The organism is Chitinophaga vietnamensis, assembly GCF_902167635.1.
Lineage (GTDB): Bacteria > Bacteroidota > Bacteroidia > Chitinophagales > Chitinophagaceae > Chitinophaga > Chitinophaga vietnamensis.
In genome coordinates this window covers 99,447-113,820 of sequence record NZ_CABHMS010000006.1, presented here as the reverse complement: position 1 = coordinate 113,820, position 14,374 = coordinate 99,447, and the positions used below count along the sequence as shown (strand labels likewise).

At 48.4% G+C, this 14,374-nt stretch carries 15 protein-coding genes; 14 read left to right on the top strand and 1 reads right to left on the bottom strand.

The annotated features are described in order from the left end of the window. The 14 genes from FPG75_RS16965 to FPG75_RS16900 all read left to right on the top strand — a co-directional run bounded on the left by FPG75_RS16965 (position 1) and on the right by FPG75_RS16900 (position 13,474). Positions 1-1,428, top strand: coding sequence for a POTRA domain-containing protein (locus FPG75_RS16965; protein WP_143308107.1), 1,428 nt, complete (start codon positions 1-3; stop codon positions 1,426-1,428). Between the two features lie 5 nt (positions 1,429-1,433). After that, the gene (locus FPG75_RS16960) at positions 1,434-2,324 is read left to right on the top strand and encodes an NAD kinase (RefSeq protein ID WP_143308105.1); all 891 of its coding nucleotides are present in this window, start codon (positions 1,434-1,436) and stop codon (positions 2,322-2,324) included. Between the two features lie 167 nt (positions 2,325-2,491). Next, the gene (gene porG / locus FPG75_RS16955) at positions 2,492-3,358 is read left to right on the top strand and encodes a type IX secretion system protein PorG (RefSeq protein ID WP_143308103.1); all 867 of its coding nucleotides are present in this window, start codon (positions 2,492-2,494) and stop codon (positions 3,356-3,358) included. A gap of 220 nt (positions 3,359-3,578) precedes the next feature. Further along, complete coding sequence (locus FPG75_RS16950) at positions 3,579-4,340, top strand: isoprenyl transferase (protein ID WP_143308101.1); 762 nt, start codon at positions 3,579-3,581, stop codon at positions 4,338-4,340. Beyond that, entirely contained in the window at positions 4,321-7,077 is a 2,757-nt protein-coding gene (locus FPG75_RS16945; protein WP_143308099.1) for a BamA/OMP85 family outer membrane protein, read from the top strand. Before FPG75_RS16950 ends, FPG75_RS16945 begins: the two co-directional genes overlap by 20 nt. A gap of 65 nt (positions 7,078-7,142) precedes the next feature. After that, positions 7,143-7,658 (top strand): OmpH family outer membrane protein, encoded by a 516-nt coding sequence (locus FPG75_RS16940; protein ID WP_143308097.1) that lies wholly within the window; start codon positions 7,143-7,145, stop codon positions 7,656-7,658. 58 nt (positions 7,659-7,716) lie between these two features. After that, complete coding sequence (locus tag FPG75_RS16935) at positions 7,717-8,226, top strand: OmpH family outer membrane protein (protein ID WP_143308095.1); 510 nt, start codon at positions 7,717-7,719, stop codon at positions 8,224-8,226. Between the two features lie 230 nt (positions 8,227-8,456). Continuing rightward, positions 8,457-8,612: a 50S ribosomal protein L34 gene (gene rpmH, locus FPG75_RS16930; RefSeq protein WP_012788729.1), complete on the top strand. Its 156-nt coding sequence runs from the start codon at positions 8,457-8,459 to the stop codon at positions 8,610-8,612. A gap of 11 nt (positions 8,613-8,623) precedes the next feature. Further along, entirely contained in the window at positions 8,624-9,031 is a 408-nt protein-coding gene (locus FPG75_RS16925) for a ribonuclease P protein component (RefSeq protein ID WP_317130753.1), read from the top strand. A gap of 42 nt (positions 9,032-9,073) precedes the next feature. Then, positions 9,074-9,304 (top strand): membrane protein insertion efficiency factor YidD, encoded by a 231-nt coding sequence (gene yidD / locus FPG75_RS16920; protein ID WP_143308091.1) that lies wholly within the window; start codon positions 9,074-9,076, stop codon positions 9,302-9,304. Between the two features lie 45 nt (positions 9,305-9,349). Then, a complete protein-coding gene (locus FPG75_RS16915) occupies positions 9,350-11,029 on the top strand; it encodes a S41 family peptidase (RefSeq protein WP_143308089.1) in 1,680 nt (559 codons plus the stop codon). Then, on the top strand, positions 10,983-11,123 hold the full coding sequence (locus FPG75_RS26365; RefSeq protein ID WP_143308087.1) for a RagB/SusD family nutrient uptake outer membrane protein: 141 nt from the start codon (positions 10,983-10,985) through the stop codon (positions 11,121-11,123). Before FPG75_RS16915 ends, FPG75_RS26365 begins: the two co-directional genes overlap by 47 nt. Positions 11,124-11,281: 158 nt before the next feature. Beyond that, positions 11,282-12,670, top strand: a complete 1,389-nt coding sequence (locus FPG75_RS16905; RefSeq protein WP_143308085.1) for a Gfo/Idh/MocA family protein — start codon at positions 11,282-11,284, stop codon at positions 12,668-12,670. Positions 12,671-12,682: 12 nt separating this feature from the next. Further along, positions 12,683-13,474 carry a 3-keto-disaccharide hydrolase gene (locus FPG75_RS16900; RefSeq protein ID WP_143308083.1) on the top strand — a complete coding sequence of 264 codons (792 nt, stop codon included), beginning with the start codon at positions 12,683-12,685 and terminating at the stop codon, positions 13,472-13,474. 49 nt (positions 13,475-13,523) lie between these two features. On the opposite strand, the gene FPG75_RS16895 is transcribed toward FPG75_RS16900, so the two are convergent. Then, complete coding sequence (locus tag FPG75_RS16895) at positions 13,524-14,126, bottom strand: superoxide dismutase (RefSeq protein WP_143308082.1); 603 nt, start codon at positions 14,124-14,126, stop codon at positions 13,524-13,526. Between the last annotated feature and the right edge of the window lie 248 nt (positions 14,127-14,374).

The following is a 14,374-nucleotide window of genomic DNA, read 5'->3' as shown; positions in this document are numbered from 1 at the left end:
ATGCTGAAACACTGTCGCTACTTGCTGGTGATGATGTACCTGCTGGGATTGGTGTTGCCGGTGGCTGCGCAAGATGTTATCCCGCCACCCGGTAAAAATACCAAAGAACAAAGCGGCTACCTGATCGTAAGGAATATCGTGGTCCTTGGCAACAAAAGGACCCGCACTTCCATCATTCAGCGTGAAATAAGTACCGTTCCGGGAGATACCATCTACCTGAAAGACCTCGCCGAAACACTGGAAGAGCGCCGCAAGCAGCTGCTCAATACTTCTCTCTTCCTCAATGTTACCGCCAATGTCAAGAATTGGGACGGCAACAACGCCGATCTTGTATTTGAAGTATGGGAACGCTGGTACACTTTCGCTTTTCCCATCTTTAAACTGGCCGACCGTAACTTCAACCAGTGGTGGGTAGAGAAAGGCCGCAGTCTCGACCGCGTCAACATCGGTATCAGAGGCAGCCAGGAAAACCTCACCGGCCGCAATGATGCGGTGAATGCCGCTTTCCAGATTGGCTATACGCAAAGGGTAGCACTGCAATATAATCTCCCCTATATCGATAAACATTTTCATCATGGCCTCGGCATCCTGTTTGCGTATAGCCGTAACCGTGAGGTCAACGACAGTACCAGCAATAATAAACAACAGTTCTTCCGCAAAGATGAATTTCAGCGCCAGGTATATGTGGTGGGCCTGAGCTACAGCTACCGCAAAGCCATCAACACCCGTCACCAGGTGATACTCAATTATAATTACGAGAAAGTAGCGGACTCCATTGCCATCATCAATCCCAATTACCTCGGAAAAGGCCGTACCAGCGTACGTTTCATCGATCTGATCTATAGGCTTACCTATATCAGGGCCGACAGCTGGACCTATCCGCTGAAAGGTTTCAGCTTACTCGGTGAAGTGGGCAAACGCGGCATTGGTCCCCTCAGCGATATTGATGATATCCGCATCCGCCTCAATGCTATAAAATACTGGCAGCTGATGCCCCGCACCTTCGCGGCACTGGGCGTTCGCAGCCAGGCCAAGTTCGGCGCGGAACAGCCCTATATTAACCAACAGGCCATAGGCTACCAGGACGATTATCTCCGCGGTCTCGAATATTACGTGGTCGATGGCACCAGCTTCGCCATCCTCAAATCCACGCTCCGCCAGGAACTGCTGGCGGTGAAGCTGAAACTGCCCATCGTGCCTAAAAAGTTCAACCAGCTGCCGCTGCGCATCTTTGCCAAAGTATATGGAGATGCCGGCTATGCCTACGCCAAATTCCCCGGCAACGGCTTTCTCAACAACCGCATGTTATACACCGGCGGCGCCGGCATCGATATCGTTTCATTTTATGACACCTGCTTGCGCATAGAGTACAGCTTTAACCAGTTAGGGCAAAAAGGACTATTTTTACACGCGAACGTAGACATGTAGAAATTATGCAGGTAGCACTCTATAGCCGTGGATTTATTACAGAAGATATCGCCAACATCCGCTTGCTGCTGGATGAATTGCAACGGGCCGAAATAGGGGCGATCATTTATGAGCCCTTCTATCGTACGCTGCAACAGCATATCCCTTTTACCTCCGCGCCAGCCGTGTTTTCCAGGGCGGAAGACCTTCCCGGCCAGATCGACTTTCTGATGAGCCTCGGCGGAGATGGCACCCTGCTGGATACCGTGTGTTACGTAAGAGATACCAATATCCCCGTGATCGGTATCAACTTTGGCCGATTGGGATTCCTGGCCAGCATCGGGAAAGAAGAGATATATGCACTGGTGCAGGCGCTGCTGCATCGCACCTATGTGGTTGATCAACGTACTTTGCTCCACCTCGATGCCAACATTCCCCTCTTCGGAGACGTGCCCTATGCACTGAATGAATTTACGATCCACAAGAAAGATACTTCCGCCATGGTGAAGATCCATACTTACCTCAATGGCGAATTTCTCAATACCTACTGGGCCGATGGCCTGATTGTTTCAACACCCACCGGTTCCACCGGTTATTCGCTCAGCTGCGGCGGCCCCATTGTATTCCCGGATGCCGGCAGCTTTGTGATCACGCCTGTAGCGCCGCACAACCTCAATGTGAGGCCCATTGTGGTGCCTAACGACAATGTGATCTCTTTTGAAGTGGAAGGCCGCAGCGATCAATTCCTCTGTACGCTGGATTCCCGTATGGAAACGATCGACAGTTCCGTGCAGCTGGCCGTAAAAAAAGAAGCCTTCAAAATCAGCCTGCTCCGGCTGGATGATAGTAATTTCCTGCACACACTCCGCAACAAACTCCTGTGGGGCATCGATGCGCGGAATACGATTAAAATCTGATGAGATAGATAGAATTGTAAAATATATTGCTACATTTACAAATGTGTTGGTGATTGGCAGTAAGGTAAATTATGCCTGTGAAACAGTTGCGTATAGGTCACCGCGAAGCATAATTCGGTCACACATTAAATAAATCCGGCATTATTGCGTTTAAGTAGAACTGATTTATGCTGAAATCATTTTTATATCCTCAATACTTCGTTGTATCGTTGCTGTTAGTACTGGGCTGCTTGCTGCCCCGTACCGCCATGGCGCAAAAGGAGCTGGAATATGTTGGAGAGTTGGGCATATCGGTGGGTGGGGCGCAATATTTCGGCGACCTTAACACCAGGGGCGCGCTCAACGCTGTTAAACCCGCTGTGGGCGTATATTACCGTAAATATATGAATGATTATATCGGGGTACGGGCGCATGCACGTTTCCTGCAACTGGGCTATTCCGATGTGTATAATAAGAATGAATTTGAGCGCCGCCGTAACCTGAGTTTCAATACCAACGTATTTGAATTGGCCTTGCAGGGGGATTTCAACTTCTTCCGGTTTGAGCCGGGCAGCCTGGAGCACCGCTTTTCGCCCTACCTGAGCGGCGGAGCGAGTATCTTTCACTTCAACCCCTATACGTATTACCAGGGGGTAAAATATTATTTGCAGCCTTTGCGTACCGAGGGGCAGGGTACGGCCCTGTATCCTGACCGGAAGCCTTATAGCCTGGTGTCTTATGCCTGGCTGATCGGCGGCGGGTTCAAATATAATATTTCGAAAAAAGTGAATGTGGCCCTGGAGGCCGTTTACCGTTTCACGCAAACGGACTATCTCGATGATGTGAGCACCACCTATGCCGGGCCGGCGGCCTTCCCGCCTTTGCCTAACGGGCAACCATCGATAGCGGCGATCTTGCAGGACCGGTCCAACGCCACTGGGGAGCCGATCGGCGTACAGGGGCGCCAGCGCGGGAATAGCCGCGATAAGGACCAGTTTATAGTAATCGAGTTTTCGGTCAGCATCCTGTTCACCTCTTACCGCTGTAAATTTTAACGCAGATTTAAGGTATTGTCTGCGGGCGGGCATTCTATCCCTCCGAACCGCCTTTCCTGATCTTCCAATTTCCGTAAATGCCCGCTGGGCGCTGATTTCGTTGTTAAAACTACGTTAAAAGACCTCATCGTGCTTTGCCAAAAAAGTCATTACTCTATTTTTGTATCTTTGCACACTTTTAGTGAATCTGTATAATCCGTAATAATACGCCTGACACAAAATGAGTTTGAAGGATAAATTGGACTTACAACGGTTACCGCGCCATATAGCCATTATTATGGACGGGAATGGCCGTTGGGCTAAGGAACGTGGGCAAGACAGGTTGTATGGGCACCATGAGGGGGTGGAAAGTGTGCGCAACATTGTAGAAGCCTGTGCAGAGCTTGGAATAGGCTACCTTACCTTATACGCTTTCTCCACAGAAAACTGGGACCGTCCGGTTTATGAGGTGAATGGCATCATGGAACTATTGGTAAATACCATCCGTAAGGAGGTGAATACCTTGTCAAAAAATAATATCCGGCTGAGTGTAATCGGTGACATGGACATGTTACCGCCCCAATGCAAGCAGGAGATGGAAGAAGCCATTGCGCTTACCAGCCATAATACGGGCCTGAACCTGATCATGGCCCTCAGTTACAGCGCCAGATGGGAAATTGTGAATGCTGCCCGCAGAATTGCGGAAGATGCGAAATCGGGAAAGCTGGACCCAACCACAGTTACACCGGAAATATGGGAGCAATACCTATGTACAGCAGGGCTGCCAGATCCAGAACTCATGATCCGCACCAGCGGTGAATGCAGGATCAGCAACTTTCTGTTATATCAACTGGCTTACGCAGAACTGTATTTTACAGAAACCCGTTGGCCGGACTTCCGCAACGAAAATCTTTACGAAGCCATCTTAAATTACCAAACCAGAGAACGGCGTTTTGGCAAAACAAGCGAACAAATCCAGCAGAATGAAGAAATTATTTCCTAAGGGCCTTCTGGCTATAGCATTATGTTGCAGTGCAGGCATTCGTGTATCCGCTCAACAAAGAGATACCGTGCCACCAGTACAACCTCCTGCTAATCCGCCGGCAGTGTCCCCACTGAGCATGGGAACTCCGCAACAGTACGAGATTGCCGATATTACCGTTGCAGGTACCCAATACCTCGATAAGTCATTGCTGCTGTCGCTCTCCGGCCTCAGTGTAGGCGATAAGGTGGTGTATCCGGGCGGAGACCAGTTCACCAAAGCGATTCAAAGCCTCTGGTCACAGCGCCTCTTCGCAGACGTAACCATCTATGTTACCAAGATCGAAGACAACAAGATCTGGCTCGAGATCGGCCTCATCGAAATGCCCCGTATCTCCGGGTTCTCTTTCAAGGGCATCAAAAAATCCGAAGCCGATGATATCACTACCAAAGCCGGTCTCCGTAAAGGTAGCGTATCCACCCAGGGCGTAAAACAAAACGTGATCGGCGTAGTACACAAATACTACGGCGACAAAGGCTTTGGCAACGCCACCGTCAAGATTGATGAGAAAAAAGATACCGCCCAGGTAAATGCCGTAACGCTCGTATTCAATGTGAATAAGGGCAATAAAGTACGTATCAACGATATCAATATCGTAGGTAACTACAACATCGCCGATTCCAAGCTGAAAAAGAAAATGAAGGGCACCAAGGAGATGACCCGTATCACCCTGCATCCTGATACGTACCACGTATACCAGGATTCGCTGAAAGAAGATACCGACTTCTGGAAAACCTACGGCTTCCTGCAACCTACCCGCGCGCTGGAACAACTGGACCCTTACTTCCGTTTCAAACTGTTCAGCTCTGCTAAATTCAACGAAACAAAATATATCGAGGATAAAGGAAAAGTGATCGGTTACTACAACTCCAAAGGTTTCAGGGACGCGATCATCGTGAGAGATACTACTTACAAATCTCTTAGCAATAACCTCAATATCGATATGCAGATATCCGAAGGAAAGAAATATTACTTCGGAGATATCACCTGGAAAGGTAATACCCGCTACAGCGACTCTATACTGACCCGCATGCTGGGTATCAAGAAAGGTGATGTATACAACCTGGAACTGCTGGAAAAAAGACTGGGCAAGCAAATGTCGCAGGAAGGCGGCGATATCAGCGGCGCCTACATGGACTATGGCTACCTCTTCTTCCAGGTAGATCCGGTGGAAATTGGCATCCGTGGCGATACCATCGACTACGAGATCAGGCTGCGTGAAGGTCCGCAGGCCACCATCAAGGAAGTGCGTATCGCTGGTAACGAAAAAACCAACGAGCACGTGATCCGCCGTGAGCTGCGTACCATCCCCGGTGAGAAATTCAGCCGTCAGGACCTGATCCGTTCTAACCGCGAGATCGCTAACCTCGGCTTCTTCAACCCGGAAAAGATCGGTATGAACCCGGTGCCCAACATCCAGGACGGTACCGTGGATATCGATTATACCGTAGAAGAAAAAGCAAACGACCAGCTGGAGCTCTCAGCCGGTTGGGGTGGTTATATCGGTTTAACCGGTACGCTCGGCGTTACCTTCAACAACTTCTCCCTGCGTAACATCTTCAAGAAAGAAACCTGGGATCCTTTACCAAGTGGCGATGGACAAAAATTATCTATCCGCGTTTCTTCCAACGGTAAGGCTTACCGCTCTTATAACTTCTCTTTCACCGAACCGTGGCTGGGTGGTAAGAAAAGGAACCAGTTCTCTGTAAGCTTCTACAGCAGTTATCAAAACCCGTATGCGTACACCAACTACTACAAACCGGCCTGGGATACTACTACTTCTCCCAATGGTCACTTCAAGGTATTGGGTGCTTCCGTATCGCTGGGTAAGCAGCTGAAATGGCCGGATGACTATTTCACATTGATCTACTCTGTGAACTATCAACAATACAAATTGAAGAACTATAACTATTTCGGCATTCAGGGATTTGACAACGGTACTTCCAATAACATCAACCTGAAGTTCACACTGGCGCGTTCTTCTGTGGATCAGCAGATCTTCCCGCGCAGTGGTTCCAACTTCATGCTGTCTGCGCAGTACACGCCGCCGTATTCCCTGTTCAATCCGAACAAAGATTATCTTTCCGAGCCGAAGTCGCAGCAGTTCCAGTTTATCGAATACCAGAAATACCGCTTCAATGCAGAGTGGTATGTACCTTTGAGCCGTCCGATGGGTAGCGACAACAAAACCTTTGTGTTGAAAGTGGCTGCCAAGTTTGGTTACATCGGTAGTTACAATAGCCGTACTACCTTGTCGCCCTTCGGCCGCTTTGAGCTGGGTGGTGATGGTTTGAGTAACTTCGCGATCTATGACCGTGATATCATCTCCCAGAGAGGTTATCCGGTGTATTATACTTCCAATCCTAGTGTGAACCCGGAAACAGGCCAGCCGCTTAACTATCAAGGGTTCACTGTATTTAACAAATACGTGATGGAGTTGCGTTATCCATTCAGCCTGAACCCGAGCTCCACTATTTTTGGTCTGGCTTTCGTGGAAGCAGCGAATGGTTATGCGGATCTGAAAGACTACAATCCCTTCAGGTTACGTCGTTCAGCGGGTATTGGTATGCGTTTTTATCTGCCGATGTTTGGTTTGCTTGGATTTGACTATGGTATCGGATTTGACCGTATGCAGCCAGGTCAGGGTCTGAAGAATGCGGCCAAGTTTACCTTTATGCTCGGCTTCGAACCTGAATAATGTGAAAATAAATTATATATTGCAAGTTTATACCGGTTTCCGGTTTGCAAAAAATCCATTGTAGCATGAAGAAAATATTTATTACAGCAGCTATTGTATTGGCTACCGTGTGTGCCGCAAATGCACAGCGTTATTGTGTGATAGATACGAAATACATCCTGGAGAGTATCCCGGAGTATAAAGATTCTCAGAAGAAACTGGACGCCGTAGCGGAACAGTGGCAGAAGGAGATTGATGCAAAGTTCCAGGAAGTAGACAAGATGTATAAATCTTATCAGGCAGAGCAGGTGATGCTTACTGAAGAGTTGAAACATAAGCGTGAAGACGAGATCGTGGGGAAGGAGAAAGAGGCAAAGGATTTGCAGAAGAAGCGTTTTGGATATGAGGGAGATCTGTTCAAGAAGAGGGAGGAGCTGGTAAAGCCGATCCAGGACAAGATCTACAATGCCGTTCAGAAGCTGGCTGCCAGCAGGATGTACGATTTCGTGCTGGATAAGTCCGGCGGTGCTACGGTGATCTTCTCTGATCCCAAGTTGGACAAGAGTGATGAGATACTGAGATCACTGGGCGTAAAGAAATAATTAAGCACCTATTTTTTAACTTTTAAGTATTTAAATTTTTTTAAACACAGACAACATCATGAAGAAGTACGTAATTATTGCTTTTGTGGCAGTTAGCGGTTTGTTCAGCGTAAATGCAATGGCACAGTCGAAAATTGCGCATATCAATGCACAGGCGCTGGTAGCTAGCATGCCGGAAGCAAAGAAAGCAGAAACTGACCTGCAAACTTTCGCTCAGGGCCTGGAAGCAGACGGGAAAGGACTGGTGGATGAATACACTAAAAAAATGAAGGATTTCGACGACAAGGCAGCCAGCATGACCGATAACATGAAAGAGATCAAAGGCCGTGAAATCCAGGATGCTCAGAAACGTATCCAGGACTACCGCGATCAGGCTGAACAGAAAGTACAGGCTAAACAGCAGGAACTGCTGAAACCCATCTACGACAAAGCCCGCAAAGCGATCGAAGATGTAGCTAAAGAAAAAGGTTACGCTTACGTAATCGATAACAGCCAGGGCTTGCTGCTGGTTTCACCTGCTGGTGATGATATCCTGCCGCTGGTAAAAGCTAAACTGGGTATTAAATAAGTCACACTCGAACGTATTGAAAAGACCTTCCGCCTGGAAGGTCTTTTTATTTGATATAATACATTGATTAACAGAGGCCGAAGTGTCATTTTTTATAAGACCTTCCCAGCTTTTTGTTTTTTTAATTTTACTTTTCAAATAATTTCTGCTACCTTTGCCTTCCGTTTTAAAAAACAGTTTCCCTTAACCGGGAGGTTTTAGTATAGTACAGGTAAAAACAAAAAAAAGAAATGAAACGTACTTTTCAACCGCATAACAGACGCAGAAAGAGCGTTCACGGCTTCAGAAAGAGAATGGAAACTGCCAATGGCCGTAAGGTACTGGCTTCCCGCAGGGCTAAAGGTCGTAAGAAGCTGACTGTTTCTGACGAGCGTAAGCTGAAATAATTAGTAGATAAATACTTTTTGCCATAAAGACTTATTCTTTTAAAAAGGAAGAAAGGTTAAAAAGCAGAAAACTTATTGAAACGCTTTTTCGGGAAGGAAAAGCGTTTTCTGTTTTTCCCTACCGCGTGGTGTACATGCCGGTAAAAGCCCTGCCTGCCGGTAAATTCCCGGTTCAGGCAGGTTTCAGTGTTTCTAACCGCCGTTTTCCCCATGCGGCCGACCGTAACCGCATCAAGCGGCTCAGCCGCGAAGCCTGGCGCCTGCAAAAGCAGGAACTCTATGATCAACTACAGGCCCAATCCCGCCAACTGGCTGTTTTTCTCATCTACACCGACAAAAAAATCGCCGATTTTTCTACCCTGCGCAGCAAAATTTCGGTAATTTTAAAGAAGCTATCAGCAACTACGGACCAGCCCTGAGCTGTCGCATTGCTGCCGGCTGACTGTCATTAAAAGATCAATATGAAACGTGTAGTGAGCTGGTTGAGTTATCCATTCATCTTCCTGATTAAAATCTATCAGTGGTTCATATCCCCGCTACTAGGGAGCAAATGTCGTTATACGCCCACCTGCTCGCAGTATGGCCTGGAAGCATTCAAAAAATATGGTCCTTTCAAAGGCGGCTTTCTTACCATAAAACGTATCTTGTCGTGCCATCCATGGGGTGGCCATGGCTATGACCCAGTGCCATAGCCCATCTGCCAACAAACCGATCATTCATCTTATACACTCTATTGCATGCGTGCATTTTTCAATAACAAGAGGAAACTGGCTGCCACACTCATTCTTGCCGTGCTGGCCATTGCGGGGATATTCGCTTTTAATGAAAGCGATAAATACTTCCAGATCGCCAAGAACCTGGATATTTTTGCCGCCTTCTATCGCGAACTGAATACCTATTACGTAGATGACCTGCCGCCCGAAAAGGTGATGCACAAAGGCATCGACGCCATACTAGAAGAAACCGATCCCTTCACAGATTTCATATCGGAAGAAAACCTGGATGACCTCAAATTTATGGCCACCGGCAAATACGGCGGCGTAGGGGCCTCTATCAATACCAATGGCGACTGGACCGCTATCACCGACGTATATGAAGGTAGCCCGATGGATAAAGCCGGCGTCAAGCCCGGCGATATCATCGTGAGCATGGACGGGAAATCCGCTAAGAATATGGCCCAGGAAGATATCAGCAAGCAATTGAAAGGCGCTCCCGGCACTACGCTGGATATGGTTTTCCGCAACCCGGTAAATGGCAAGGAAACATCTAAAAAGATCATCCGGGATGAGATCAATGTGAAAGCGGTAAGCTATGCGGGGATCGTGAAAAATGATATCGGTTATATCCGCATGACACAGTTCACCGAAAACAGTGGCGCGCTCGTGCGCAAAGCCTTCGAAAAACTGAAGCAATCCAATCCTGCCATGAAAGGCGTGATCCTTGACCTGCGCGGTAATCCGGGCGGCCTGCTGGACGAAGCAGTGGTAGTAGCCAACATCTTCGTAGATAAAGGAAAACAGATCGTCAGCACCAAGGGGAAAGTGAAAAACTGGGACCGTGTATACGAAACTACCGGTCAGGCGGCCGATACCAGGTTGCCATTGGCAGTGCTCACCAACCATTCCTCTGCCTCCGCCTCTGAAATCGTCGCCGGCGCTATCCAGGACCTCGACCGCGGCCTCGTGATCGGCCAGCGCTCCTATGGCAAAGGCCTGGTACAAACTACCCGCCCCCTGCCTTACAATACCAAGCTGAAAGTAACTACTGCCAAATACTACACGCCCAGTGGCCGTTGCATCCAGGCGATTGACTACTCACACCGTGGCGAGGATGGCAGCGTAGACTATGTGCCGGACTCCCTGCGCAAAACATTCAGCACCACCGGCGGACGCTCCGTGAAAGATGGCGGCGGCATTGAGCCGGACGCTAAAGTGGAAGCTACCTATCTTAGCCAGGTAGCGCTCACCCTGCTGCGTAAACAATTTATCTTCGATTACGCCACCAATTATTATTACAGTCATCCGAAAATAGCGCCTGCGGCCACTTTCGAGCTGACAGACGAAGAGTTCGCCGATTTCGAGAAATTCCTGGACAACAAAGACTACAGCTACAAAACACGTAGTGAAGATGCGCTGGAAACATTCAAGAGCACTGCGAAGAAAGAAAAGTATTACGACGCTGTAGCCAAAGAGCTCGAAACACTCGAGCAAAAAATGAAGCACGACAAAAAGCAGGACCTGCTCAAAAATAAACAGGAGATCAAACGCTTGCTGGAAGAGGAGATCGCCAACCGTTACTATTCCCAGGAAGGCCGCATTGCAAAATCACTGGCATGGGACAATGAAGTGAATCAGGCGATCACCCTGTTGCATGATCCCGCTGCTTACAAAAAGCTGCTCACCGCTGGTAATTTATGACCGCTACTGGTTCGATAAGCTGTACCTGATGCCTATTCCGCAATCAGAAACAGATATGAACCCGAAGCTGTTGCCTAACAACCCCGGTTACTAATCGGTTTTATCACCATAGAGAGCAGCCCTGGCCTGGCCGGGGCTGCTTTTTTTTATTTTTATTCAGCTCCGGATAGCGGTTATCATTTGATTTCCCGTTTATCTTTTTTATTTTAATCTATTGAATACGTATCATTTCATCAACCTAAAGAGGTAATCATGCCAGTAAATTCCAATGAAAATTCGCGCAGGAACTTTATCAACAAGTTTGCTAAAGGTGTAGTGGGCGCGTCTTTGCTGCCTACTATCATCACTGCTGCCGACAGAAAGCGCCATATCGTTTCTCTTTCCCGCGAACGTGAAAAGTATGGTCCCAACGACCAGATCCAGGTAGCGCTGATCGGCGCCGGCGGCATGGGCACTGCCGATGCCAACACCGCCATCACCGTGCCTGGCGTAAAGCTGGTAGCCGCCTGCGACCTGTACGATGGCCGTCTCGCTGACGCCAGGAAAAAATGGGGCAACGATATCTACACCACCCGTAACTACAACGAAATACTGGACAGGAAAGATATCGACGCTGTGATCATTGCAGTGCCCGACTTCTGGCACAAGGAAATTTCTGTAGCCGCCATGAACAAAGGCAAATCTGTGTATTGCGAAAAACCTATGGTGCATGATATCAGTGAAGGCCCCGCCGTTGTAGAAGCGCAACAACGCAATGGAAAAGTGGTATACCAGGTAGGCAGCCAGGGGATGAGCTCTCTCGGTAATGAGAAAGCCCGCCAGCTGCTGAAAGATGGCGCCATTGGTAAACTCAATTATGCCGAAGGCTTCTGGGCGCGCATGTCGCCCACCGGCGCATGGCAATATCCGATCCCGGCGGATGCCTCCCCCAAAACCGTTGATTGGGACGCATACTTGAAGCATGCTCCCAAGCGCGATTTCGACCCATTGCGCTTTTTCCGCTGGCGTAATTACCGCGATTATGGCACCGGCGTTTCCGGCGATCTGTTCGTGCATCTCTTCTCCAGCCTGCATTTCGTAACAGGTTCCCTCGGTCCCGATAAGGTGATGGCTACCGGCGGTTTGCGCTACTGGAAAGACGGCCGTGAAGTACCGGATATCATGCTCGGCATGTTCGACTATCCCGAAACAGATATACATCCTGCCTTCAATCTCTCGCTGCGCGTGAATTTCGTAGATGGCACCGGCGGTACCAATTACCTCCGCATGGTGGGCAGCGAAGGCTCTATGACTGTTGAATGGGACAAGGTAACCCTTTATCGCAACCGCAACGCAGTAGATGCCAACGATCCCCTCACACAGGGCAAACACACCGCCGATGCCGGAAAATCGTATGTGTATGACCGTAAGAACATGTTGCCTCCCGAGAAGATGGAATACGCTGCAGAAGAGGGTTACAAAGGAGCTCACTTCGATCACTTCTACAATCTCTTCAACGCCATGCGCACCGGCGGCAAAGTAGCGGAGAACCCGCTGTTCGGCTTCCGTGCGGCTGCACCGGCATTGCTGTGCAACGATAGCTACTTCAGTAACAAGATCATTCAATGGGATCCTAAAAATCTCAAAGTGGTAAAATCATAAAACAGGGATCATATGAAAAAACTTTTCGTACCTGCACTGGCTGCATTGTCGGTGGCGGCTGTAGCCTGCAACAACGGCGCTTCCACTGCAACTAAAAAGGACTCCACAGAGAAAGTTGTGGATACTGTGAAGACTGTAACAGATACTGCGGTTATCGCCAATGTAATAACTGATGCAGAAAAAGCGGAAGGATGGCAACAGCTGTTCAACGGGAAAGACAAAACCGGCTGGCGTGGCTACAAGAACAAGCCTACCGATAGCTGGGTAGTAGAGCCAAGCGGCACTTTACACTGCCTCGGCAGCAAAACCGATAAAAGCGATAAACGCGCGGACCTGATCACCGACAAGGAATTTGAGAACTTCGAACTTTATGTAGATTGGCGGCTGGCGCCCCAGGGCAACAGCGGCATTCTTTACATGGTAACCGAGCAATATGATGCACCCTATCTCAGCGGCCCGGAATATCAGCTGATCGATGATAAAGGCTTTCCTGAAAAGCTGGAAGACTGGCAGAAAACCGGCGCTAACTATGCGATGAATCCCCCGCTGGTGGCGGCTTCCAACCCGATAGGGGAATGGAATCATACCAGGATCATCGTCAACAAAGGCCATGTAGAACACTGGCTCAACGACAAGAAAGTAGTGGAATATGAATTATGGACAGATGAATGGAAGAAGCACAAAGCAGAAGGGAAGTGGAAAGATGCCAAAGGTTATGGCATGTCGAAGAAAGGCCATATTGTGTTGCAGGACCATGGCAGCGAAGCCTGGTTCGTGAACATCAAACTCAAAGAGCTGAAATAAAAAAAGCCCCCACGCCATAGCGTGGGGGCTTTTTTTATGATCATTACGATTAAGCTTTTTCGAAGCGCTCACCGATCACTTTCCAGTCCACTACATTCCAGAAAGCGTTCAGGTATTCCGGACGGCGGTTCTGGTATTTCAGGTAGTAAGCATGTTCCCAAACGTCTACGCCGAGGATAGGCGTTCCTTTTACTTCAGCAACATCCATCAGTGGGTTGTCCTGGTTAGGGGTGGAAGTAACTTCCAGTTTGCCGTCTTTTACGATCAGCCATGCCCAACCTGAACCAAAGCGCGTAGCGCCTGCTGCATTGAATTTTTCTTTGAAAGCATCGAAAGAACCGAAGGTGCTTTTGATGGCTTCAGCCAGTTTGCCGGTAGGCTCGCCACCAGCTTTAGGCGCGAGGCTGGTCCAGAAGAAACTGTGATTCCAGTGGCCACCGCCATTATTTCTTACTGCAGGGCTGATCTTGCCTGCATTGGCTACCAGATCCTCCAGTGATTTATTTTCATTTTCAGTACCCGCGATAGCCTTGTTTAAATTGTCGACATACGCCTGGTGATGCTTGCCATGGTGGATTTCCATGGTCAGCTTGTCGATATGCGGTTCCAGCGCATCGGTGGCGTATGGTAAACTCGGAAGTGTAAATGCCATAACTCAGATTTTTTATGGGTTTTAAAATATTATTTCGAGATAGTCGCCAAATTTACTGCCTATCCATTTAAAAATCAATTATCATTTATCTATCTGGTTATAGAGATCGCTATCCTTAAAGGGATGCGCCAGGCCTTAGCTGCTAAAATCCCACAATGGTTGGGCTTGGTCATATGGGATTTTATTTTATATTTACATATACTCGGTTTAACAGGACGTAACTTCAGGCATCATTTTCGTATATGCCT